At 77.7% G+C, this 23,831-nt stretch carries 9 protein-coding genes; 2 read left to right on the plus strand and 7 right to left on the minus strand.

Annotation, left to right across the window (positions count from 1 at the left end; genetic code table 11):
- Positions 1-56: 56 nt before the first annotated feature.
- The 4 genes from AB0D44_RS10855 to AB0D44_RS10870 all read right to left on the minus strand — a co-directional run bounded on the left by AB0D44_RS10855 (position 57) and on the right by AB0D44_RS10870 (position 5,699).
- Positions 57-2,465 carry an AAA family ATPase gene (locus AB0D44_RS10855; protein ID WP_362587644.1) on the minus strand — a complete coding sequence of 803 codons (2,409 nt, stop codon included), beginning with the start codon at positions 2,463-2,465 and terminating at the stop codon, positions 57-59.
- A gap of 155 nt (positions 2,466-2,620) precedes the next feature.
- Positions 2,621-3,721: a ribosome small subunit-dependent GTPase A gene (gene rsgA, locus AB0D44_RS10860; RefSeq protein WP_362587647.1), complete on the minus strand. Its 1,101-nt coding sequence runs from the start codon at positions 3,719-3,721 to the stop codon at positions 2,621-2,623.
- Positions 3,721-3,882, minus strand: a complete 162-nt coding sequence (locus tag AB0D44_RS10865) for a hypothetical protein (protein WP_362587649.1) — start codon at positions 3,880-3,882, stop codon at positions 3,721-3,723. Before AB0D44_RS10865 ends, rsgA begins: the two co-directional genes overlap by 1 nt.
- Positions 3,879-5,699 (minus strand): prolyl oligopeptidase family serine peptidase, encoded by a 1,821-nt coding sequence (locus AB0D44_RS10870; RefSeq protein ID WP_362587652.1) that lies wholly within the window; start codon positions 5,697-5,699, stop codon positions 3,879-3,881. Before AB0D44_RS10870 ends, AB0D44_RS10865 begins: the two co-directional genes overlap by 4 nt.
- A gap of 352 nt (positions 5,700-6,051) precedes the next feature.
- Here AB0D44_RS10870 and AB0D44_RS10875 point away from each other — a divergent pair, with 352 nt between their 5' ends.
- On the plus strand, positions 6,052-6,807 hold the full coding sequence (locus AB0D44_RS10875) for a 2OG-Fe dioxygenase family protein (RefSeq protein ID WP_362587655.1): 756 nt from the start codon (positions 6,052-6,054) through the stop codon (positions 6,805-6,807).
- Positions 6,808-6,871: 64 nt separating this feature from the next.
- On the opposite strand, the gene AB0D44_RS10880 is transcribed toward AB0D44_RS10875, so the two are convergent.
- The 3 genes from AB0D44_RS10880 to AB0D44_RS10890 are packed head-to-tail and all read right to left on the minus strand — an operon-like array spanning position 6,872 to position 23,462.
- Positions 6,872-10,201, minus strand: a complete 3,330-nt coding sequence (locus AB0D44_RS10880; protein WP_362587658.1) for an amino acid adenylation domain-containing protein — start codon at positions 10,199-10,201, stop codon at positions 6,872-6,874.
- Entirely contained in the window at positions 10,198-16,158 is a 5,961-nt protein-coding gene (locus tag AB0D44_RS10885; protein WP_362587661.1) for an amino acid adenylation domain-containing protein, read from the minus strand. The genes AB0D44_RS10880 and AB0D44_RS10885 overlap by 4 nt, the downstream gene beginning before the upstream one ends.
- Positions 16,155-23,462, minus strand: a complete 7,308-nt coding sequence (locus tag AB0D44_RS10890) for an amino acid adenylation domain-containing protein (protein ID WP_362587664.1) — start codon at positions 23,460-23,462, stop codon at positions 16,155-16,157. Before AB0D44_RS10890 ends, AB0D44_RS10885 begins: the two co-directional genes overlap by 4 nt.
- Here AB0D44_RS10890 and AB0D44_RS10895 point away from each other — a divergent pair.
- Positions 23,427-23,831 (plus strand): ACT domain-containing protein, encoded by a 405-nt coding sequence (locus AB0D44_RS10895; protein ID WP_362587667.1) that lies wholly within the window; start codon positions 23,427-23,429, stop codon positions 23,829-23,831. The two genes, AB0D44_RS10890 and AB0D44_RS10895, sit on opposite strands and share 36 nt — an antisense overlap.

Raw genomic sequence — 23,831 nt, forward strand, 5'->3', positions numbered from 1 at the left:
CACATGGCGTCAGTCCGAGCAGTACACGTTGGCCACGAGGGGCTGGGGGACTCGCGTCAGGTGGTGCAGGTTTCTGCCCCTGCGCCGACGGGCGTGCGGCCACCGCGCCGTGTCGGGACGGGCGGCGGGCCCGGGCCGACCAGGGGGGCGAGGTCGGTGCGGGAGCGGACGTGGAGTTTGCGGTAGATCTTCGTCAGGTGCTGCTCGACCGTGCTCGCGGTCACGAACAGGCGGGCGGCGATGACCTGGTTGGTGCAGCCCTGGGCGGCCAGGAGGGCCACCCGCCGTTCCGCCCGGCTCAGCCGGGCGACGGGGTCCTGGTGGCGGGCCGCCGGGGTGCTCCAGTCCAGGGCCTCGCACGGCCCGATGCCCCAGCGGGCCATCAGGTCCCGGCAGGCGTGCAGGTCGCCGAGGGCGGCCACCGGCTGCTCGGCGGCGAGCCGGAACCGGCCGCGGGCGAGCAGGTAGTGGGGGGCGACGCGGGTGCGGAACATCGCCTCGGGTACGGGCACGCGCAGCAGCCGGGCCGCCTCCTCGTGCTCGCCGAGCCCGGTCGCGGCCAGCACCGCCGCGGCCAGCGGCATCCCGACGGCGATCCCCCAGGCCTCGGGCGCCAGCAGGCCCAGCGCGCGCTGCGCCTCGGCGGCCGCCTCCGCGTGCCGGCCCAGGCGGCCGTGCACCAGGGCGGCGGCAGCCGCGGACACCGCGCGGCGGGCCGGGGTGTCCAGGGCTCCCGGGGTGGTCCGCGTCTCGCGCAGCAGGGCGTGCCAGTGCTCGGCCCGGTCGCTCTCGCCGACGTACAGCAGGGCGCACAGGGCCGCCGTCACACCGGGAGCCGGGTGCTGGCGCGACACGAGGGCCGCGGCGGCCCGTTCCACGGCGGCCGTACGGTCGGCTTCGTCGGCCGGGCCGTTCGCCCGGCCGTGCTCCGGGCCGTTCACCGGGCCGCCCGCCGGGTCGTGCCGCGGGCCGTCCGCCCGGCCCAGTTCCGGATAGACGTACGCCGCCCCGGCGCGCAGGTGCCGGGCCCGCTCTCCCCCGCCCGGCCCGCCCTCGGCGTCGAGGGTGTCGAGGGCGCGGGCCGCGGCGTCCGGCCGGCCGTGCCACAGCAGCAGCCCGAGCGGGCCGGCGGCCCGGTCCGCCGCGAACCGTCCCTCGTCCAGGGCCTGTTCGAGGGCCGGGAGGTGGCGGGTCACCGCGGCGGGGTCGCTCTCCCATTCGGCGCCGGCCAGCGCGTCGAGCAGCGCCGCCCGGCGTTCGGGGTCGGGGCAGCGGCGGTGCGCGGCGTCGAGGAAGCCCGCCGCCGCCTTGGGCCGGGCGGCCCGCAGGGCCTGCTCGGCCGCCTCGGCCAGGACGTCGACGGCCCACGGCTCCGCGGCCGCCGGGCCCGGCCCGTCGGCGGCGACCAGGTGCCGGGCGACGGTCTCGGCCCCGGCGCCGTCGGCGCGCAGCAGCGCGACGGCCTCGGCGTGCAGCCTGGCGCTCTCGTGGGGCGGGAGCTCCTCCAGAACGGCGGCCCGCGCCGCCTCGTGGCGGAACCGTCCCGAGTCCAGGAGTCCGGTGTCGGTGAGGACGTCCATCAGCGGTCCCACGGCCCGTTCGTGGACGCCGAGCAGCCGGGCGAGGGCGGTGAGGGTGGCGGAGGGACCGAGTACGGCGAGCGCCCGGGCGGCGTCCCGGGTGCCGCCGGGGCGCAGGCAGCCGGTGACGGCCCGTTTGAAGGCGGCGGCGGCCACCGGGCGCAGGGAGCGCAGCGGTCCGCACTGCAACCGGTCCTCGGCGAGGGCGTGCAGCAGCCGGGGGTTCCCGCCGCTGGCCCGGTGCCAGGCGGGGGCGAGCCGCCGGGCCTCGGCCGCGTCCAGGGCCCCGCCGTCCGGGGCGCGCAGGAACGCGGCGACGCCGTCCTCGTCGAGGGTGGTGAGGGCGACGGCCAGGCACCGGGGGTGGCGGGCGAGTTCGGCGACCGGCAGCGCGGCGGCCGGCCGGTGGGGTGGCTGATCGGTGGAGCCCGCGCCGAGCAGCATGATGCGCGCGGCTCCGATGCGGCCGCACAGGTACAGCAGGCAGCGCGCGGAGAGTTCGTCGGTGTACTCGATGTCGTCGACGGCGACGACGACCGGGCCGGTGGCGGCCAGCTCCGTCAGGACGTCCCGTACGACCGGCAGGGCGGCGGCCGGTTCGGGCTCGGGATCGGGTCCGGCGAATCCGGGTACGGCGCTGAGCAGCTGTCCGGCGACACCGAGCGGGATGCCCTGTTCCGCCGGGGAGGCGGACGCGTGCAGGACGAAGGCCCCGGCGTCCGCCGCCTCGGCGGTGAAGGCCCGCACCAGCGCGGTCTTGCCGGTGCCGGGACTGCCGGTGACCAGGGCGGCCCGGCCCTCGCCGCGCCGGGTCACCGCGAGCAGCTCCCGGAGCCCGGCGAGTTCCCGGTCCCGCCGCACCAGTTCCTGCGGCCTTGGTGTCATCGGCTCTCCCCCCGTGCGGTGCCGCTCTGGGCAGTGTGCCGGGGCCGGGGGAAAAGCCGCTGGTGGGTGGCCTGAGGCTCGCTCGAGCCCCGGCCGGGAAGGCGCGGAGCCGCGGAGCCGGGGGGGCACGGAACCGGACGGGGGGGGTCCGGGGGTCAGCGGTGCGGGCGCTTCTTCAGGGCCCGGGCCCGCGTGCGGATGCGCTGCTTGTCCTCGGAGCGGGCGCGGGCGTCCTGGCGCAGTTCCAGCATGCGCTGTTCGCGCCGGAGCTTCTCCCAGTTGCCGAGCCGGTCCGCGTCCAGGGAGCCGGTGACGACCGCGCCGCGGACGGCGCAGCCCGGCTCGTCCTGGTGGCGGCAGTCGCGGAACTGGCAGTCCCCGGTGAGGGACTCGACGTCCGCGAAGGCCTTGTCGATGCCCTCCTCGGCGTCCCACACGGCCAGCGCCCGCATGCCGGGGGTGTCGATGAGCAGGCCGCCGCCGGGCAGCGGCACGAGCTCGCGGTGGGTGGTGGTGTGCCGGCCCTTGAAGTCCGAGCGGACCTCCTGGGTGGACAGCACCTCCTCGCCGCGCAGCCGGTTGGTCAGCGTGGACTTGCCGACGCCGGACAGGCCCACGAGGGCGACGGTGCGGCCCGGTTCGACGTACCGGTCCAGGGCGTCGAGGCCCTCGCCGGTACGGGAAGACACGGTGTGGACGGGGGAGCCGAGCGCGATGCGCTCGACCTCCTCGGCCGCGGCGGCCGGATCGGGGTGCAGATCGGCCTTGCTCAGTACGACGACGGGCTGGGCGCCGCTCTGCCAGGCGACGGCCAGGTAGCGCTCGATGCGGCGCAGCCGCTGTTCGCCGGTGAGGGCGGCGACCACGAAGACGGTGTCGACGTTGGTGGCGACGATCTGGGACTCGGTCCTGCGGTTCGCGGTGCCGCGGACGAAGGCCGAGCGGCGCGGCAGGACGTCGAGGATCAGGTGGGGGGCGGGGCCGCCCACCACGACCCAGTCGCCGGTGGCCAGCTGGGCCCCGCCCAGCGGCGGTTCGCCGTCCTTGAACAGCCGGGGGCCGAGCTGCGCGCGCAGCTCGCCGCCGGGCGTCAGGACGGTGGCGGCGCCGCGGTCGACCTGGCCGACGCGGCCGGGGAAACGGGTCTCCCCCGGTGTGCGGCCGCCGAGTGCGGCCAGGTGCTCGGGCCAGGCGGCGGCGAGGTCCTCCCGCCAGCCCAGCGGGGCGAGTGCGGCGAAGTCGGGTTCCGACGTCATCAGCTGTTCTCCGTGGGCTGGGGCTTGGCCTGGGCGGTCGGGGAGGGCTTGCCCTCGCAGCCGCAGCCGCCGCGCTGGACGGTGAAGCGGCGGCGCGGGGCGGGGGCGGCGTCGTGGCGGGAGGCGGCGGCGTCGTTGCCGGGGGTGTTCTGCTCGGTCATGCGTCCTGCTTCCGGGTCGGTGCGGCGTCGCCGATGCGGCTCCGCACGAAGGCGATCTGGGCTGACATGGCGTCCGCGCCGACCTCGGCGCGGGCACTGGCGTGGCCGGTGGAGCGCAGCCGCAGGTCGACGTCCGCACCGCGGGCGGCCAGCGCCCGTACGTACGACTCGATCTGGCCGACCGGACAGCGGGCGTCGCGGTCTCCGGCCAGGACCAGCAGGGGTGCGCGGACCGCGTCGGCGTACGTGTGCGGGGAGGCGGCGGCGTAGCGCTCGGGCACCTCGTCGGGGGTGCCGCCGAACATGGCGCGGTCCACCCAGCGCAGGCTGTGCAGCTGCTCGCGGTAGGCGGCCGGGTAGTCGCCGACGGCGCCTTCGGCGAGCCCGCAGGCCCACAGGCCGGGCTGGGTGCCGAGGCCGAGCAGGGTCAGGTAGCCGCCCCAGGAACTGCCCGCGAGCACGCAGCGGCCGGGGTCGGCGACGCCGGATGCGACCAGGTGGGCGCGGACGGCGGCCACGTCGGAGAGTTCGGTGTGTCCGACGTCCTCGCGGTGGGCGAACTGCCAGGCCGTGCCGTTCTCGGCGGAGCCCCGGTAGTTGACGCGGGCCACCGCGTAGCCGGCGTCGTTCCAGGCGGCGGCAGGGCCGTTGTACTCGTCGCCGTCGGCGGTGTGCGGGCCGCCGTGCAGCAGGAAGACCGTCGGGTAGGGGGCCCGGCCGGCGGCCGGCACGCTGAGGAAGACCGGGACCGTCAGCTCGTCGTGCGGCACGGGGACTTCGGTGACCGGGGCGGCCGGGACGACCGGTCCGGGCACGGACAGCAGCTCCTTGCCGGCGAGGTCGCGCAGGACGGGCGGGGTGGACGCCGAGGAGAAGGTGTACCAGCAGTCGCCGTCGGGCCGGGCGACGGCGGTGTGCACGGTGCCGCGCGGCACGGGCAGCTGCTCCAGGTGCCCGTCGGCGAGCCGGTAGCGGTAGAGCTCGCTGCGCCCGTGCGTGCGGTGGTGGAGCAGCAGTGCGGTGCCGTCGGGTACGAACCGGGCGCGTACGTCGCCGGGCAGGCCGGTGTCGATCTCCCGGACCTCTGCGGTGACCGGGTCCCACAGCAGGGGGGCGGGGCGGCCGCCGCGGGTGTGCGTGGCCAGCACGAGCCGGCCGCCGGGCAGGAAGGGGGAGCCGTAGGGCACGACGTGCAGCCCGCCGTGCGGCCAGTCGCTCAACTCCCCCACCAGCGCGCCGTCCTGGTCGAGGACGCGCAGCGAGGGCCGCTGCGGATCGCCGTACTCGGCGTGCAGCACCAGCACGTACGCCTCGTCGTCGCTGAGGCCGCCGAGGAAGAGCGGGGTGTCCGCGCAGTGGAGGGGTTCGGCCCGGTCCGCGCCGGCCCGGAGCAGGTGGATGCCCGTACGGCCGTCGGCCGCGGTGATTCCGGCGACGGCGAGGCCCGAGGCGCCGACGGCGAGGCCCTCGGGGGTGCCGGGCGGGACGCCGGGCAGGGCGGGGACTGCGGGGCCGCCGCGCAGCGGGGCCCGCATCCAGGTGCCGTGCTCGGTGCCGTCCGCGTCGTGGTACCACCACAGCCAGCGTCCGGCCGGGTCGAGCAGGCCCAGTTCGACCCCGTGCGGGGCGTCCGTGAGCTGGCGGATCCCGCCGCCGGCCCGGTCCCAGAGGTAGAACTGCGCGGTGCCCGTGGCGTTGCCCCGCAGCGCGCAGACCTCGGGCCGCAGCCGGCCCCAGAAGGGGAGCTCGACGGCGGGCGCGGTGCACCGGTCCACCGGTCTCGACTCCGGCTCGAGCGCAGCGGTATATACAGTCACCAGGCCATTATGCAGACGACCAACAGGCCTAGGAAGAGCGAATATCCAATTCGAGCCACAGGGCGGCGGGATGACATTCCCGAGGCACCGTACCTGCGCTTCGCGCATTCCTTTTCCTTTTCTTCGGACAGGAGTTGAGGACCGGGCGAAGGAGACCATCGATGCAGGTCACCGGAGCTCAATGGCCTGAGCAGCAGGCTCGACCCCTACCGATTGAAGACGCAGACCGCGATTCTCGGCAGCGAGCCGGAATCCATCGGGAAATCGGCCGAAGGGCGGCGCAGAGCCACTCCCCCGAGCCGCCCGGCCGAATTTCTCCGCATTCGAAGAGGCTGATGCAAGGAGACCTCATATGCCCTCCGCAGTTCTTCCCGGCCCGCTGACCCGCACGGACATCGGGGAGGCGATCCGCAAGCAGGGCTGGGTCTTCGCCCCGGGAGCCGGCTTCGACACCGGCCCCGGGGCGCAGGCGTTCCGGCAGCTGAGCCAGGCCTACGAGGACCTCGAGCCGGACGCGTACCTGGCCGACGGCGGGGCGTACCGCTTCCGCCGGCACGTCCGCTACACCCACCGGACGGCCTCCCAGGGCATGCTGCGCGCGCACCCGCCGGGCCCCTACTACCAGAGCGCCGAGGTGAACCCCTTCGCGGGCGGCTCGCCGCGCTGGTTCGCGCCCGTCACCGGAGCGGTGCGGGTCAACCCGTTCCTGCACCGGCTGCTGCTGCACGGCGTCGACGTGTTCTCCGAACTGGCCGGCGCGGAGCCCGGGCGGACCCTGGACTGGGAGGTGGACGTGCACCTGGTGCGCATCCGGGCCAGGGCCCAGGAGGAGGGGCTGCCGTCCCCCGAGGGCGTGCACCGGGACGGCTTCGACTACATCTCCCTGCACCTGATCGGCCGCGCCGGGGTGACCGGCGGCCGCAGCATCGTCTGCGACCCGCAGCAGCGCCCGCTGGCCCGCCCGCTGCTGGCGGCGCCGCTGGACTCGCTGTACGCGGACGACCGCCGCATCCTGCACGGCACCGAGCCGGTGCGCCTGGACCCGGCGGCCGGCCGCACCCACGGCTACCGCGACATGCTGCTCACCAGCTACCGCCGCATCGGCTGACCGGTCCCCCGGCGCTGCCCCCCGCGCTCGGGGGGCAGCGGACCGCCCGGGCGCCGCGGCGCGCTCAGGGCCGCGGATCCCCCCAGGAGAATCCGGCGAACGCCGGGCGGGCGGCGGGGGTCTGCGGCGCCGGGGCCTGCGGGGCGAGCGAGGAGACCCGGGCCCGCGGGCCGGCCGCGGCGAGCCGCCGTGCGGCGTGGGCGGCCCCTTCGGCCAGGGACCGGGCCGTGTCCGGTTCGTAGAGGGCGCGGTCGTACTGCAGGAGCAGGGTCAAGCCGTCCGCCGACCGCGCGAACTGGAACGAGAGGTCGAACAGGCCCTCGTCCAGCGGGATCGGACCGCCCGTCAGCCGCAGCGCGCCCGGCCCGGTGTCGATCTCGTCCCAGAGGGTCACCCACACGTCGAAGAGCGGATTGCGTCCGGGCACGCGCGGCGGGTCCAGGGCGCGCACCAGCTCGCCGAAGGGCACCCCGCCGTGGTCCATCGCGCCGACCGCCTGGGCGGCGAGGTCCGCGATCAGCTCCGCGCAGGGCAGCTCCCCGTGGACGGCGGTCCGCAGGACCACGGTGTTGACGTGGCAGCCCACGGCCGCGTCGGCCGGACCGAGGGCCGTGCGGCGGCTGACGGCGGTGCCGAGGGTGAGGTCGCAGGCGCCGGTCGCCCCGTGCAGGCCGGCGGCCACGGCGGCGGCCAGCACGCCGAACAGGCCGGTGCGGTGGCCGCGCGCGAGCCGTTCCAGCGCGCCGAGCTCCTGCGCGTCGAGGCGGACGGTGGTGACGGCGGTGCCGCGGCCGGCCGGGCCGGTGCGGGGATGGTCCACGGGCAGCGGGAGGGGGGCGGGCGCCGGGGTCAACCGCTGCCGCCAGTAGGACAGTTGCGTCTCGTACGACAGCTCGTGCGGGCCGGGCAGGGCCAGATCGGGGGCGGCTTCGGCCTGCTGCCCGCCGGCCCCGGCCAGCGCGCGGGCGATGACCTGGAGGGAGGTCTGGTCGGCGACGATGTGGTGCAGGACGACCAGCAGCCGGTCGCGGCCGCCGGGGAGGCGCAGCAGGGCCGCCCGCACCAGCGGCCCGGCCGCCAGGTCGAAGGGCCGGTGGGCCCACTCCCGTACGAGGGCCTCGCGCGCGGCCTCGTCGGGCAGGTCGAGGACCTCCAGGCGGGCGGGCGCGGGCGCGGGGCCGGGCACCGGTTGCCCGTGCTCCTCGCGGAAGACGGTGCGCAGCTGCGGCTGGAGTTCCTGGAGCCGGGCGAAGGCGGCGCGCAGGGCCGCGGGATCGGCTGCGCCGTGGCAGTCCAGCAGCATCGGCACGTGGTAGGCGGCGGTGCCCGCCGTCCCCGCGCCCCGGGTGCGGTCCTCCAGCCAGAGCCAGCGCTGGACCGCGGAGGCCCGCCCTTGCCCCCCGACGGCCGGGGCACCGGTGGCCGGTGCCCCGGCAGAGGCGGTGCCGGCGCGGGGAGCGAGGCGCGCCGCGAGGGCGGCGACGCTCGGGCAGTCGAACACGTCGACCAGCCGCACCGGCGCGGACAGCCGCCGGGCGGCCGCCGCGGCCAGGGAGGCGGCCGCGAGGCTGGTCCCGCCGAGGAGGAAGAAGTCGCCGTCGTCCGCGACGGGCCGGCCGAGCGCCTCGGCGAACAGGCCGCGCAGCACGCTCCGTACGGCGTCGTCCGCCTCGCCTCCTGACGGCCCGGGCTCCCCCGACGGGGTGTCCGCTCCGGACGGCGCGGACGGGGTGTCCGGCAGGGGGCGGGCGGCCAAGTCGCGGCGGTCGATCTTCCCGTTGGGGGTGCTGGGCATCCGCTCCACGGGGATCACCGCCGCCGGGACCATGTAGTACGGCAGCCGCTGCGACAGCCGGGCCCGCCAGTCGCCGGGCAACGGGCCGTCGGTGACGACGTATCCGGCGAGCAGCGGCTGCGCCGTCCCGTCGGGCACGACCACGGCGGCCGCCGCGATGCCCGGCAGCGCGGCGAGCGCCGCCTCCACCTCGCCGGGCTCGATGCGGAAGCCGCGGATCTTCACCTGCCGGTCGGCGCGCCCGCGGAAGTCGAGGGTGCCGTCCGGGCGGTGGCGGGCCAGGTCCCCGGTCCGGTAGAGCCGGGCCCCGGGACGGGGGTCGTCGGGGTCGGGTACGAACCGTGCCGCGCCCTCGTCGGGGCGGCCCAGGTAGCCGCGGCCCACGCCGGTGCCGCCGATCCACAGTTCGCCCTCCACGCCCGGGCCGACCTGCGCCCCGGAGGCGTCGCGCACCGAGTAGCGCAGGTTGGCCATGGGGCGGCCGATGGTGGGCGGCTCGTCCGGGAGGCCCGGCGGGCACCGGTGCCAGGACTGGAAGACGGTCGCCTCGGTGGGCCCGTAGACGTAGATCAGGTCCCGGCCCGGGGCCCAGCGGTCCACCAGCGCCCGGCTGAAGGACTCGCCGCCGGTCACGACCGTCCTCACGTCCGGGAAGGCGGCCGGGTCCAGCAGGGCCAGCAGCGCGGCGAGCAGGAAGACGGTGTCGGCGCGGCGTTCGCGCACGAGCGCGGCCAGGGCCTCGGCGGAGGCGACGGGCTCGTCGAAGACGACGACGGCCGCGCCGGCCCACAGCGGCGCGAGGATCTCCCACACCGAGACGTCGAAGGCGGGGCTCGCGAACTGCAGCACGCGCCGGTCCGGGCCGAGGCCGAAGGGGACGGCGGTGGCCTCCAGCAGGTTGACCAGGGACCGCTGCTCGATGGCCACGCCCTTGGGGCGGCCGGTGGAGCCCGAGGTGTGGATGACGTACGCGAGGTCGTCCGGGCCCGGGGCCGGCCCGCCGACCGGCGGGACGGCCTCCCCGGCGGCGGGCGACGCGGCCGCGGCGTCGAGGGCGTCGCGCGCGTCGAGGTCCACGGTGAGCACGCCCGGGCCGGGGAACAGCCCGGCCAGTGCGGCGGTGGTCAGGGTGAGCGGCGCGGGGGCGCTGTCGACCAGCTGGGCGAGCCGCTCGGCCGGGTGGTCCGGGTCCAGCGGCACGTACGCGGCGCCGGCCCGCAGCACCGCCAGGACGGCCACGACCAGCTCCGCGCAGCGGGGCAGGCAGACCCGGACCAGTACGCCGGGCCCGGCGCCGCGGGCGCGCAGCCGGACCGCCAGCTCCTCGGCACGGGTGTGCAGTTCGCCGTGGGTGAGGGCGCGGCCGCGGGCCACCACGGCGGGCCGGCCGGCGAACGGTCGGGCCCGCTCGGCGAGCAGCGCGGCCACCGGCCCGTCCGGGACGGGGGCGGCCGTGTCGTTGAGCGCGGCGAGGGTCCGCTGCCAGGCCGCCGGGCTCCCGGCGGGGGTGCCGGGGTCGCCGGGGGTGCCTGGGTCGGCGGTCACGGCAACGGCCTCGGCGTCGGCGGGTACGGCGCGAGGGCCGGGAGCCGGGGTCACGGCCGCTCCCTCCAGGGCGTGTCGGGGTGGGAGACCAGCGCGGCCAGGGCCTGCCGGGTGCGCTCCACGAGCCCCCGGGCGGTCGCGTCGTCGAAGAGCTCCCCCTTGTAGGTGAGGACACCGTCCGCGTCGTCCTCCCCGGTGCGCAGCGACCAGACGAGGTCGAAGGCGGTGGCGGTGGGTCGGGTGGCGGCGATGGAGCCGTCGGGGGTGAACAGGGCGCCGGGGGCCGGGGCCGCGTCCTCCTGGGCGACGACGAGGACCTGGCTGAGCCGGGCCCGGTCCACGCCGAACTCGCCCTCGGCGAGGGCGGCCACGGCGCCCAGGTTCGCGGCGGGGCTGTCGTGGGCGGCGAGCAGGGCGTGCCCGACGGCGCGGGCCAGCTCGCGGTGGGTGCGGGCGCCCGCGAGCGGCACGCGCAGCAGGGCGGTGCCGGTGAGCGGGCCCACGACGTCCGCGAGGCCGGGCCGGGAGCGGGTGGACAGGACGGTGGCGAGCCACACCTCGTCCGGGGGCCCGTCCGTGCCGTCGCCGCCCCGGGCCAGGGCCTCGACGAGTGCGGTGAGGCCGAGGGTGAACGGGCTCAGGCCTCCGGCGCGGCCGAAGGCCCCGGCGCCGGGGGCGGGGAACGCGAAGGGCAGTTCCGTCGGCATCAGTGCGCCGCGCACCAGGCGGGGCCGGTCGTAGGGCAGCGGGAGCCGCGGCGGCTCGCCGCCGGCCAGGGCGCGGCGCCAGTCCTCGTCGCCGCCGGCGGGGGTGCGCTCCTGCTGCCAGCGGGCCACGTCGGCCAGTCGCAGCGGGGGCTCGCCGGCAGGGTCCGCGGGCCAGCGTCCGGCGGCGAAATCCTCGTAGGCGGCCGCCGTCTGGTGCACGAGCAGCTCCATGGAGCGCCCGTCGACGGCGATGTGGTGCACGGCGAGCAGCAGGACGTGCTCGTGGGCGGCCAGGCGCACCAGCCGGGCCCGCAGCAGCAGTCCGGCCGCGAGGTCGAAGGGCTCCTCCAGGTGGCGCTGGGCCAGCGCGTCGAGCGCGGCGGCCCGGTCGGCTTCGGGGAGCGCCGACAGGTCGTCCTCGGCCCAGCCGGTGCGGGGCACGGTCAGCGGCTGCCAGCGGGGGCCGGCTTCGGTGGCGACGAGCCGGGAGGAGAGGGCGTCGTGCCGGGCGGCGGTGTGCTCGACCGCCTGGCGCAGGGCGTGTGGGTCGACGCTGCGGGCGGTGGCGCGCAGCGCCTCGAACACGACGAACGCGGCGGGGGCGGCGCCGCCTTGCAGGGCCTGCCAGATCTCGGCCTGCTCGGTGCTGAGCGGTACGGGGCCGCCGGCCGGTCCGCGCACCGGGCCGTCGTGCTCGGCGACGGCGGCTGCGACGGCGGCCGGTGCGGGGCCGCAGTCGCCGATGGCCCCCGCGATCGCCGCCGGGGTGCGGGAGTCGAAGACGAGCCGGGGCGAGACGTCCCGGCCGAGGGAGATCCGCAGCCGGGCGGCCACGGCGACGGCGTCCAGGGAGCTGCCGCCGAGGTCGAAGAAGTCCTCGTCCGGTCCGACCCGTTCGTGACCGAGCGCCTCGGCGACGGCCTGGGCGACGAGCGCGACGGGGCCCGCGGCGCAGCCCGCGAGGGGCTGCCGCGCCACCGGCTCCGGCGCCTGCGCCTGCGCCTGCCCGTCCGGTTCCGTCGTGACGTGGACCGTGGCCGGGGTCAGCCGCAGCGGCAGGGCCCGGCGCAGCAGGGTGCGCAGCGCGCCCGGGCTCACGGTGTGCCCCGGGTGCGCGGTGACGTGGGCGGTCAGGGGTCCCGGCTCGCCCGGCTCCGCGGCGCGGACCTCGGCGGAGCGCACCGACGGGTGGGCCAGCAGCAGCAGTTCGGCCTCGGCCGGGTCGAGGTGGGTGCCGGGGCGGTCCGGGTCGGGCACGAGCCGCCCGGCGCGGCCGCGCGGCACCAGCTCGCCCCGCTCCGACCAGTGGGCGCGCAGCCCGGTCGCCCCGGCGACGGTGCTCAGGTCGCCGGGGACGCCGACCGGGACGGGCCGCCCCGCCGCGTCGGTGATCCGGGCGCCGGGGTGGGCGGCGACGCTGTCGGCCAGGGCGGCCAGTTCCGCGCGCTCGGCGTCGGGCAGCGGCGTACCGGCCGGGGTGCGGCCGGGGTCGGCGGCGGCCCGCAGCAGCAGGTCGGCCCAGTGCCGCAGCAGCCGGGTGGCGCGGGCGGCGCTGAACAGCGCGCCGTCGTACTCGGCGGTGAGCTCGAGCAGCTCCGCGGAGTTGTCCAGGTGGAAGCTGAGTTCGAACTCGCTCGCGTCGTCGGCGTACCGCTCGCGTCGGACGGTCAGTCCGGGCCCGGCGTCCAGCTCGCTGCCGTCGCCGGTGCCGGCCGCGCCGCGCTCGTCGGCGGTGAACATGACCGTGAACAGGGGCGTGCGGCCGCCGTCGCGGGCGCCCGGCAGCTCGGCCACGAGCCGCTCGAAGGGGTGGGCGCGGTGGGCCATGGCCGAGGCCACCGCGGAGCGGGTGGCGACGGCGCGCTCGGCGAACCCGAGCTCCGGTGCCACCTCGCAGGTCAGCACCACCGTGTTGAGGAACGGGCCGATCACCCCCGCGTAGGCGGGGTCGTCTCGGCGGGTGACGGGGGTGCCGACGAGGATCCGCTGCTCGCCCGTGAACCGCCGGAGCAGTTCGGCCAGGGCGGTCAGCCCGGTGCCGAACATGCTGGTGCCGCAGGTGCGCGCGAGCGCCCGCACGGCCTGGCTGTCGCGTGCGGAGAGCCGCAGGCGGCTCGAGCCGCCGGGGCCCGGCGCGGCGCCGCGTGCGCCGTCGGCCGGCAGCAGCGGGAAGGGCAGCGGGCCGGCCAGCTCGGCGTGCCAGTGGGCGCGGTCCCGCTCCGCCTCGGGGCCCTGGAGGGCGGCGGCCTCCCGGGCGATGTGCGTGAGGTAGCTGCCGTCGGCGGGGCGGGGGGCGGCCGTGCCGGTGCGCAGCGCCCGCAGCCGGGCGAAGACCCGCTCGGCCAGCAGGCCGGCCGATTCGCCGTCGCAGGCGATGTGGTGGACCGTCAGCGCCAGGAGCGCGCTGGTCGGGGAGAACCGCAGCAGGAGCGCGCGCAGCGGCGGCTGCCGTTCCAGGTCGAAGGGGCGTCCGGCCTCGGCGCGCAGGGTGGCGGCGGGATCGGTGCCGGCTGCCGGCCACAGGACGGTGAGCGGCGGCCGGTCCCCGTAGACGAAGCGCTGGCGGGGTTCGCCGTCGCGGACGAAGAAGCGGGCGCGCAGGAGCTGCGCGCAGGCGGCCTCGTCGGCGAGGGCCTGGGCGACTTGGCGCTCGTCCAGCGGCCCGTCGATGCGGAAGACGTCGGTGAGGTGGTGGACGCTGTCCGCTCCGTCGTCGAGCCGGGACAGGGTCCACAGCTGCCGCTGGGCGGCGGACAGCGGGTGGTCGGCGCCCTCCTCGGCCCCGGCGGCCGTCCCCGGCCCGGCGTCGTCCGCGCCGCGGCCGCGCAGGGCCGCGCAGGCTTCGCGGACCGAGGGGCCGTCGAGGAGTTCGTCGATGCCCAGGAGCAGGCCATGGCGCTGTTCGAGGGCGGCGATGACGTCGACGGCGAGCAGGCTGTGGCCGCCGCAGGCGAAGAAGTTGTCGTCGGGGCCGATCTCGTCGACGCCGAGGATCTCCCGGAAGACGGCGCCGACGCGCTCCTCCAGGCTCTGCGGGGCCTCGGGCGAGGCGGCCGGCGCCGGTTCGGCGGCCGCAGCGGCCGCCTGTGCGCGCTCGGCCAGGTCCCGCCGGTCGATCTTCCCGTTGGTGGTGAGCGGTACCCGGTCCAGCGGCAGGACGCGGTCCGGGACCAGGGGCGCGGGCAGCACGGTGCCCGCGTACGCGTGGACGTCGGCGGGGGTCGCGGCGGCGGGGCCGGTGACGAAGGCGACGAGCGAGGGCTGGCCGCCGGCGCCGCGGCAGATCACGGCGACGGCCGCCTCGACGGCGGGCAGCGCGGCCAGGGCGGCCTCCACGTCGCCGAGTTCGACCCGGTTGCCGCGGATCTTGACCTGGTCGTCGGCCCGGCCGAGGAACTGCAGGGTGCCGTTGGGCTGCCACCAGCCCCGGTCGCCGGACCGGTAGCGCCGGCCGCCGGGCTGCTCCGGCGCGGCGGGGAAGGCCTGCGCCGTCAGCTCCGGCCGGTGCAGGTAGCCGTCGGCGAGCCCGGGGCCGGAGAAGTGCAGCTGGCCGGGGAAGCCGGGGGGCACCGGCCGGTCCGCGCCGTCGAGCACTTCGACGACCGTGTGGGACAGCGGCCAGCCGATCGGCGTGCCGGGCAGCGGGTGCGCGGGGTAGTCGAAGGCGGTGGCCCCGACGGAGTTCTCGGTGGGCCCGTACTCGTTGACGAGGCGGGTGCGCGGCAGCTGGAGCTGGTGGCGGGCGACGAGTTCGCCGGGCATCGCCTCGCCCGCGACGGTGACCACGCGCAGCGTGCCCGCGGCGGCCAGCTCGTCGAGGACGGCGGCGTAGAGGCTGGGCACGAGGGTGATGTGGGTGGCCGTGTACCGCTCGGCGAGCGCGCGCAGGTGGGCCCCGTCGAGCCGGCGCACCCCGTCGACCAGGACCAGGGCGCCGCCCGCACCGAGCACGGAGAACACGTCCGACACGGAGCTGTCGAAGGACAGCGCGGGCACCTGGAGCAGGCAGGTGTCGGGGGACAGCCGGTGGTAGTCGTGCTTCCAGGCGAGGTAGCCGTCGATCGCCGAGTGGCGGATGACGACGCCTTTGGGGCGGCCGGTCGACCCGGATGTGTAGATGACGTACGCCACGTCCTCGGGGCGCGGCGGCTCGGGCTCGTCCTCGGGCAGGGCGGCGAGCTCCGGGGTGTCCGCGGCCAGGTCGGCGGCGGACAGCAGGCGCAGCCCCGTGCGCCCGGCCAGGGCACGGGCCAGTTCGAGGTGTTCGGGCTCGGCCACCAGGGCGGCGGCGCCGACGTCGGCGAGCACGGCGGCGAGCCGCTCCTCGGGCTGCGCCGGGTCCAGCGGTACGTAGGCGGCGCCGGCCCGGACCGTGCCGAGCAGTGCGGTGAGCGCGTGGCGGCCCTTGCCGACCAGCAGGGCGACCCGGTCGCCGCGGCCCACCCCGTACGCGTGGTGCAGGCGGCGGGCGGCGCGCACGGACTCGGCGCGCAGCTGGGCGTGGCCCAGTTCGGCGGGGCCGCGGTCCGTTCCCCCGCCGGTGACGACGGCCAGGCCTTCGCCGCCCGCCCGGTGGCCGCGTTCCAGGCGCTCCAGCAGGGTGGTGGCGGTGGCGGGCGGCCAGAACCCGGCCCGGCCCCAGCCCTTGACGGTCTCCCGGTCGGTGGCGTCGGTCAGGGTGAGGGCCGTGAGTTCGCGGCCGGGGTCGCCGAGCTGGGCCAGCAGGTGGGCGGCGACGCGCAGCACGGCGTCCGCGAACCAGGCTTCGCAGCGCCCGGTGTCCACGTCCGCGTGCAGGACGCGGTCCTCGCCGGAGCCCTCCAGGGTCAGCAGCAGCGCTTCGCCGGCCGGTGCGGGCCGGTCCGCGCCCTGCGCGGCGACGGTGAGGGTGCCGGCGCGGGCTCCGGCGGGGCGGGCGGCGAGCAGCTCCTCGCGGATCCGCCCGAGCAGGGCCGCGACCGTCGCGCCCTCCTGGCCGCCGGCCGGGGCGGTGGTGACGGTGATGCCGACGGGACCCGCGGGGCCGGCGACGGTCAGGGCCGGGGTGTCGGTGTCCTCGGCGGCGGCCAGGGCGAGGGCGGCCGCGGCGCACAGCAGCACCAGTTCGTCCATGGGGTGGCCGCCGGCCCGGCGCAGGGAGGTACGGGCGGCGGCGGGCAGGGGCAGGCTGCGCCTGGTGTGCCCGGGGACGCTCTCACGGGTCAGCCGGGGCCGCAGCGCCGTGGCCGCGGCGGCCGGTTCCCGCGTCACGGTGGGGGCGCCTGCCAGCGGCGGCTGGGGGAGCTGGAGGGGTGCTGCGGTCATGGCCGTACGCTCCCTGCGGGTTGCAGTCGGTCGGTTTCGTCGGTGCAGGAGGTTTCGCGGTGCGCCGCGAGCCCGTCCGCGGTCCGGTCCCCGGGGCGGCCGGGGACGGCGAGGTACCAGTTCGGATGGCAGCGCAGGGCGCCGACCACCTCGTCGAGCAGCTCGCCTGCCGTGCTCTCGGTGAACAGCGCCCGGTCGTAGGCGAGTTCGAGCAGGACCCGGCCGTCGCGCTCGCTCGCGTAGATCCGCAGGTCGTCGCTGAGCGGGGCCTGGGCGGGGTCCGCGGGGAGGAAGGCGGGCCCGCCGTCGAGGCGTTCGGCCGTCTCCCAGCTCAGTCCCGCGTCGTACACGGGGCGGCGGCCGGGGGCGGGGCGCTCCGCGATCTCCATGACCGTGGTGTCGAAGGGGAAGCGGGCGTGGTCGTACGCCTCGGCGAGCCGGTCGCGGACCTGGGTGAGCAGTTCGGCGGTGCTGTGCGCCTCGCCGGGTGCCAGCCGCACCGGCAGGGCGTTGACGAAGCAGCCGACGACCTCGGCCGTGTCCGCGCGGTCGCGGGTACCGGCCGGACAGCCGATGATCACCTCGGCGCTACCGGAGCGGAGGTGCAGCACGAGCGCCCAGGCGGTGAGCAGGGCGGTGAACGGGGTGGCGGCGCCGCCCTCGGCCGCCGCGTGCAGCACGGCGGCGGGCAGCGCGCGCCGGACCACTCCCGCGCCCTGGCGTCCGGCGCCCGTACGGGGTCCGGCCCCGGGCAGGTCGAGCCGGGGCAGCGGGCCGGCGAGGGTGCGGGTCCAGTACGCGCGCTGGCGCGCGGCCTCGGGACCCTCCAGCCAGGCGGCCTCCTCGGCCACCCAGTCCCGGTACGGGCGGGCGGGGCGGCCGTCCCAGGGCCGTGCTCCCGCCTCGAGGGCCTCGTAGGCGGCCAGCAGGTCACGGGCGACGAGGACGGCGCTGTCGCCGTCGTAGACGAGGTGGTGGGCGGTGATCACCAGGACGTCGCCGCCGGGGTGGCCGGTCAGCTGCCGGACGGCGAACAGCGGTCCGGTGGCGAGGGTGAAGGGCTCGCCGTGGGCGGCGGTCACCGCGTCGGCGACCTCCCCGTCCGTGGCGCCGACGCGGACGACGGTCAGCGGCGGACCGTCGGGGAGGCGGTCCATGACGATCTGCCGGGCGGTGCCGTCGACGACGGCCACCCGGGTGCGGAGCACTTCGTGCCGCTCGGCCAGGGCGGTGACGGCCTCCCGCAGCAGGCCGCTGTCCAGCGCCCGGCCGGCCCGCACGGCGTCGGTGATGTTGAGGGCGACCGGGCTGGGGCTGGTGCGGGCCGCCATCCAGATCCGGCGCTGGGCCCGGGAAAGCGGCAGGACGACCCCGTCGGGTGCGGACCCGAGCTCCGCGGGGGGCGCGGCCGCGCGGGACGGGGCGGGCGCGGCGGGCACGGCGGGCACGGCAGGCACGGCAGGCACGGCAGGCACGGCAGGCACGGCAGGCACGGCGGCAACGGCCGCCGGGGCGGGCGTGGCGGCCGTGCCTGCCGCGCCCGCCGCCGCGTCGGCCGTCGGCGTTTCGAGTACGGCCGCGAGGGCCCGCACCGTCTGCTGCTGGAAGACCGTGACCAGGGGGACCCGTACGCCGAACTCCTCCTGGAGCGCGGCGGCGAGGCGGGCGGCGGTCAGGCTGTGGCCGCCGAGGGAGAACAGGTCGGCGTCGGGGTCGGCGACCGGCACGCCGAGCACCTGTTCCCAGACCTTGGCCACCCGCTCCCCGGCGGGGCTCAGGCCGGCGCGCGGCGCGCGCTCCTCGCGGTGCGGGGCGGGCAGCGCGCGGCGGTCGAGCTTGCCGTTCGCGTTCAGCGGGAGCTCGTCGATCTGCACGTACGCCGCGGGCACCATCGCGGCCGGCAGCCGCCCGGCGAGGTAGGCCCGCAAGGCGCCCGGGGCGGCCGCGCCCACCACGTAGGCGACCAGCCCCGGTTCGCCGCGCTCGTCCGCCGCCGCCACGACCGCGCAGCGCCGTACGTCCGGGTGCCCGGCCAGGACGGCCGCCACCTCGCCCGGCTCGACCCGCTGGCCGCGGATCTTGACCTGGTCGTCGATGCGGCCGAGGAAGAGCAGGTTGCCGTCGGGCCGGCGGGCGGCGCGGTCGCCGGTGCGGTACATGAGCCGGCCGGGACGCAGCGGGTGGGGCGTGAACCGGTCGGCCGTCAGCTGCGGGTTGCCCAGGTAGCCGCGGGCCAGTCCGGCGCCGGAGATGCACAGTTCGCCGGGGACGCCGACCGGGGCCAGGTCCCCGTGGGCGTCGAGGACGTCGACGGTCTTGTTGGCGATGGGGTGGCCGATCAGGACGTCCGCACCCGGGTCGGTGATCTTGTGGACGGTGGTCCACACGCTGTCCTCGGTGGGCCCGTACTCGTTGTAGAGGACGGTGTGCGGGAGCAGTTCGGCGTGGCGGGCGGCGAGCGCCTCGGGGAGCCGTTCGCCGACGAGCACGATCTGGCGGACCGAGACCAGCCGCGGGGCGCAGCGTTCCAGCATCAACTGGTAGAGGCTGGGGACCAGCATGATGTGCGTGACGCGGTTGCGTCCGATCTCCTCGGCCACGTGCTCGACGTCCAGGAGCCGGTCCTTGCCGAGGACCACGACCCGGGTGCCGGCGACCAGCGCCGAGAAGACGTCGTTGACCCCGCTGTCGAAGTGCAGCGGCGGCACCTGGAGCACGGCCGCGTCCGGCCCGAACCCGTAGTAGCCGGCCCGGTAGTGGACGGTGTTGACGATGCCGCGGTGCTCGACCATGACGCCCTTGGGGCGGCCGGTGGAACCCGAGGTGTAGATGACGTACGCGAGGTCGCGCGGGGTGGCCCGGCGCGCCGGGGGCAGCCCGTCGGGAGCGCCGCCGCCCGACGCGGCCGTGCGCGGGTCGAGGACGGGCAGGGCGGTCAGGGCGGCGGTCCTGGCGTGGTGGCCGCCGTCGGCGAGCACCGCGAGGGCCCCGCTGTCGGCGAGGGCGAAGGCGAGCCGGTCGCCGGGCTGCTCCGGGTCCAGCGGGACGAACGCGGCGCCGGTCTTCAGGACGGCGAGCGCGCTGACCACCATCCACTCGGTGCGCTCGGTGACCACGGCCACCAGCGCGCCGGGGCCCGCGGCGCAGGCCTCCCGCAGGCGCGTGGCGACGGCTTCGGCGCGGGCGTCGAGCTCGGCGAAGGTGAGGACCGTGGTGCCGTGCACGACGGCGGGCCGGTCGGGGCCCGCGGCGGTCTGCGCCTCGACCAGGTCCAGGAGGGTGCGGTCCTCGGGGAAGGGGGCGGCGGTCCGGTTGACCTCGTCGAGCAGGAACCGCCGTTCGGCTGCGGGCAGCACGGGCACCTCGGCGAGCGGGGCGTCCGGGCGGGCGAGCAGGCCGGTCAGGAGGTGGACCAGCCGCTCCCCCATCCGCCGGGCGCTGTCGCGGTCGAAGAGGTCGTCGGTGTAGCCGACCCACAGTTCGCCGGCGTCCCCGGCCCGGCCGTCCCGGAAGCTGAAGGCCAGGTCGAAGTCGCTGACGGGCTGCTCGAAGGGGAGGTGGCGGACCGTCAGGCCCGGCCCGCCTTCGACGGCGTCGTCCAGGGCGGTCTCGACGAGCACGTCGAAGACGGGGTTGCGGCTGGGGTCGCGGGGCAGCGCGAGGTCCTCGACGAGCTGCTCGAAGGGGTATTCCTGGTGGGTCATGGCCTCCTGCGCGGTGGTCCGCACGGCGGCCAGCAGTTCGCGGAAGGTGCCGCCGGTGTCCACCGGGGTGCGCAGGACGACGGTGTTGGCGAACAGTCCGACCGTCTCGGCGGAGCGCCGGTCGGGCCGCCCCGCGACGACGGTGCCCAGCAGGACGTCCGGCTCCGCACACAGCCGCCACAGCAGCACGCGCAGCGCCGCGGTGAAGCCCATGAAGGGGGTGGCCGCGTTCTCGCGGCACAGCTCGCCCAGCGCTTCGACCAGTTCCGGGTCGAGGGCGAGGCGTACGGTGCCGCCCGCGGCGCTGCGGGCGGCCGGGCGGCGGCGGTCGGCGGGCAGCTCCAGCGGCTCGGGCAGCCGGGCGAGCCGCTCCCGCCAGTACGCGCGGTGCGCGGTGCCCTGCGGACCGGCCAGCCGGGCGGCGAGCCGTTCGGTGTGCTCGCTGTACGCGGGCGCGGGCTCCGGGGCCGTGGACGGGCCGGTCAGCGACCTCAGCAGGTCGCGCATCAGCAGGCCGAAGGACCAGCCGTCGCACACCGCGTGGTGCACGGTGAAGAGCAGGACGCCGCCGGCCGGGCCTTCGGGCACCCAGACGACCTTGGCCGGCGGGCCCTCGGCGAGGTCGAAGCGGTGGCGGCAGGCCCGCGCGAAGGCCTCCTCGGGCGTCGTGTCGCGCTCGGTCCGCAGGACGCCGACGGGCGGGTCGAGGACGACCTGGGTCAGGCCGCCGGGCGTCTGGCGCAGGACGGTGCGCAAGGACGCGTGCCGGGCCACCAGCGCGTCGACGGCGGCCGCGAGGCGGGGTTCGTCCACCACGCCCTCGAGCCGGTAGGCCTCGACCATCGTGTACGGGGGGACGGGCGACTGGTCCATCCGGTCCAGCAGCCACATCCGGCGCTGGGCGTTGGAGGCCGGAAAGGTGTCCCCGGGGCGGGGGGCGGGCGCGGTTTCCTGCGCCCGGGCCGGGGTGCCTTCGGCGCGGCCGCGGGGCAGCGCCCCCCGTTCGCGCAGGAGGGCGGCCAGCTCGGCCGGGGTCCGCAGGTCGAAGACCTCGTGGACCCGGGCGGCGTCGGGGCGGCCGGTGCGCTCGCACAGCGTGGCGACGAGCTGGACGGCGGACAGGCTGTGTCCCTCGGCCCGGAAGAAGTCCTCGTGGGCGGAGAGCGGCGGGCGGCCCAGCACCTCGGTCCAGGCCTCGTACACCAGGCGTTCGACGGGGTCGGCGGGCTGCCACACGGGGCCCCGCGGGGCCGTGGGGAGCGCGAGGAGCGCAGCCCTGTCCACCTTGCCGTGGACGGTGAGCGGCAGGGTGCCGAGCCGGTGCAGGGCGGCCGGGAGCATCGGTGCGGGCAGCCGCTCGCGCAGCCAGCCGGCCAGCGCGGCGGGCTCGAGCCGGGCGCCGGAGGGCGCGGGCCGGGCCACGTACCAGGCGTGCAGGGTCACGGTGCCGTCGGCGGCGGTGCGGGGCACGACCACGGCCTCGACCACGCCGGGGTGACGGACCAGGGTCTGTTCGACCTCGCCGGTCTCGACCCGGGTGCCGAAGATCTGCACCTGGCCGTCGGAGCGGCCCAGGAACTCCAGTTCGCCTTCGGCGTTCCAGCGGCCCTGGTCCCCCGTGCGGAAGACGGGGGCGTCGCCGGCGTGCGGGGAGCGTCCGAAGCGGACGGCGGTGGCCTCGGCGTCACCGCGGTAGCCGGGGGCGACGCCGGGTCCGGCGATCTGGATCTCGCCGGGTACGCCGGGCGGGGCGAGCTCCCCGGAGGGGGTGACCACGAAGACGCCGTAGCCGGGCGAGGGGCGGCCGGCCGGGACCCGGTCGAGCCGCTGGGCGATCGCGCCGTCGCGGATGAACATGGTGGCGTCGACGGTGGCCTCGCTGGGCCCGTACAGATTGGCGAAGGTGCCGATGCGCAGCCGTCCGACGGTGCGCGGCAGCAGGCCGCGCGGGATGGTGTCGCCGCCCAGCAGCAGGTGGCGCAGCGGGAGTTCGCCGTCCTCGGGCAGGGCGCGCAGCAGGACGGAGAAGAGGCCGGGCACGCAGTTGACGAGGTTGACCTCGCCGTCGCGCACCCGCTGCCACAGGGCGTCCGGGTCGAGGCGGTCGGGGTCGCCGACGGCGACGAGGGTGCCGCCCGCCAGGAGCGTGGTGAAGACCTGGAAGGCGGTCGCGTCGGAGGTGACCGCGGAGAGCATCGCGGTACGGGTCCGGGCGTCGATGCCGATCGCGCGGGCCCCCGTGAGCACCTTGTGGCTCAGCTGGTCGTGGTGGACGGCGACGGGCCGGGGGGTGCCGGTGGATCCCGAGGTGAACAGGATCATCGCGGGGGCGCCGGGCTCGGCCGCGTCCGCCGCGTCCCGCGCCGGCCCGTCCGCGGGCCCGTCCGCCGTGACGTCCGCCGGCCCGTCGGTGAGCAGGTCGGCAAGGTCCGCCACCGGTACGGGCAGCTGCGCGTCGGCGGGGCCGACGCCCTCGGCGCGCAGGGCGAGCCGGGCGCCGCTGAGGCGGGCCAGCAGGGCAACGCGCGCGGCCGGCTGGCGCGGTTCGAGGGGGACGACGGCCGCGCCGGTGCGCAGGACGGCGAGGAAGCCGGTGACGAGCCCGGCGCCGCGCGGCGCCAGGACGCACACCGCGTCGCCGGGGCCGGTGCCGTGGCGCGCGGTGAGCGCGGCGGCGGCCCGCCCGGCCTCGGCGGCGAGCTGCCGGTAGGTCAGGGTGCGGCCCTCGCCGGTGACGGCGACGGCGTCGGGGGTGCGGCGCACGGCCTCGTCGAACAGGCGCGTCAGGGTGGCGGCGCCGAAGGCGGCGGGGGCCGGCAGGGCGGCGAGGTCCAGGAGTTCGGCGCGCAGCGCGGCGCCGAGGACGTCGATGGCGTCGGGGCTGCGGCGCGGGTCGGCGGCGAGGGCCTCGAGTACGGCGGCCACGCAGCGGGGCAGGGCCCCGGTGAGGCCGGCCGTGCCGTGCGCCGCGACCGACAGGCCGCCGTCCGGGGCGTGTTCGACGCGCAGCACCAGCGCGGCCCGGGGCTGCGGCGAGCGGTCCCCGTACAGGCCCGGGCAGACGACGGCGAGCTGCGACAGGACGGTGCCCGCCCCGGGGGTGACGGCGTCCAGCCGGGCGCTCAGCGCGTCCCGGTCCTGCCAGGGGCGGGCGGCCGCCCGCTCCAGCTCGGCGTGCAGGTCCTCCAGGAAGGATGTGGCGGGCGCGGCCGGGTCCAGCGGGGCCAGCAGCGCGAACTCCGCCTGCGTCGGGGCTGCTCCGAGGGCCGGTACGACGACGGGCACGCGGCCGTGCGCGCCGGGCCCGGTGAGTGCGGCGAGCGCGATCCCGGCGGCGGCGACGGTGAGCAGCAGCAGGCCTTCGGGGGCGCCGCCGGTCATCGCGTGCAGGGCGGCCGCGGCTTCGGGAGCGACCGCGGCGGGCGCGGCGACCGCGGCGGGCGCAGCGGGCGCGGCCACCGGCGAGGCCTCGGGCTCGAGGAGGGGTTCGTGGCGGGCTCCGGTCAGCCGCGGCAGCCAGTACCCGGCCTGATCGGCGGACCGGGCCGCCGTAAGGTCGCCCCCATGGCCGAACTCTCCGTCACCATCGTTCCGCAGCACCTGTACGTCCTCCCTGACCAGTTGTGGGTGCACCGCCTGCCCCCGGACGCCCCCGTGCCCGCGCTGCCGGACCGGCCGTGGTGCTCGGTCACCCGGGCCCGGGACGGGCTGACCGTGGTGTGCGCCGGGCGCCTGCCGGCCGGCGCCGGGCCCGTGAGCGGTCCTTGGCGCGGGCTGTACGGGGCCGATGCCCACGGCCTGGACCTGCCCGGCATGCTGGCGGGCGTACTGGTGCCGCTGGCCGGTGCCGGGATCGGCGTGTTCGCCGCGTCGACCTTCGACGCGGATCTCGTACTCGTACCGGCCGGGGAGTACGAACGCGCCCGGACCGCTCTGGAAGCGGCCGGGCACACCCTCTCGTCGGACTGA

Origin of the sequence: Streptomyces sp. NPDC048349, from assembly GCF_040651925.1 — a bacterium.
Classification (GTDB): domain Bacteria; phylum Actinomycetota; class Actinomycetes; order Streptomycetales; family Streptomycetaceae; genus Streptomyces.

Bases quoted from the DNA above. Each gene is read 5' to 3' on its own strand.
- AB0D44_RS10895 (WP_362587667.1), top strand. From the start codon at position 23,427: ATGGCCGAACTCTCCGTCACCATCGTTCCGCAGCACCTGTACGTCCTC.
- AB0D44_RS10855 (WP_362587644.1), bottom strand. From the start codon at position 2,465: ATGACACCAAGGCCGCAGGAACTGGTGCGGCGGGACCGGGAACTCGCC.
- AB0D44_RS10875 (WP_362587655.1), top strand. From the start codon at position 6,052: ATGCCCTCCGCAGTTCTTCCCGGCCCGCTGACCCGCACGGACATCGGG.
- rsgA (WP_362587647.1), bottom strand. From the start codon at position 3,721: ATGACGTCGGAACCCGACTTCGCCGCACTCGCCCCGCTGGGCTGGCGG.
- AB0D44_RS10885 (WP_362587661.1), bottom strand. From the start codon at position 16,158: ATGACCGCAGCACCCCTCCAGCTCCCCCAGCCGCCGCTGGCAGGCGCC.
- AB0D44_RS10865 (WP_362587649.1), bottom strand. From the start codon at position 3,882: ATGACCGAGCAGAACACCCCCGGCAACGACGCCGCCGCCTCCCGCCAC.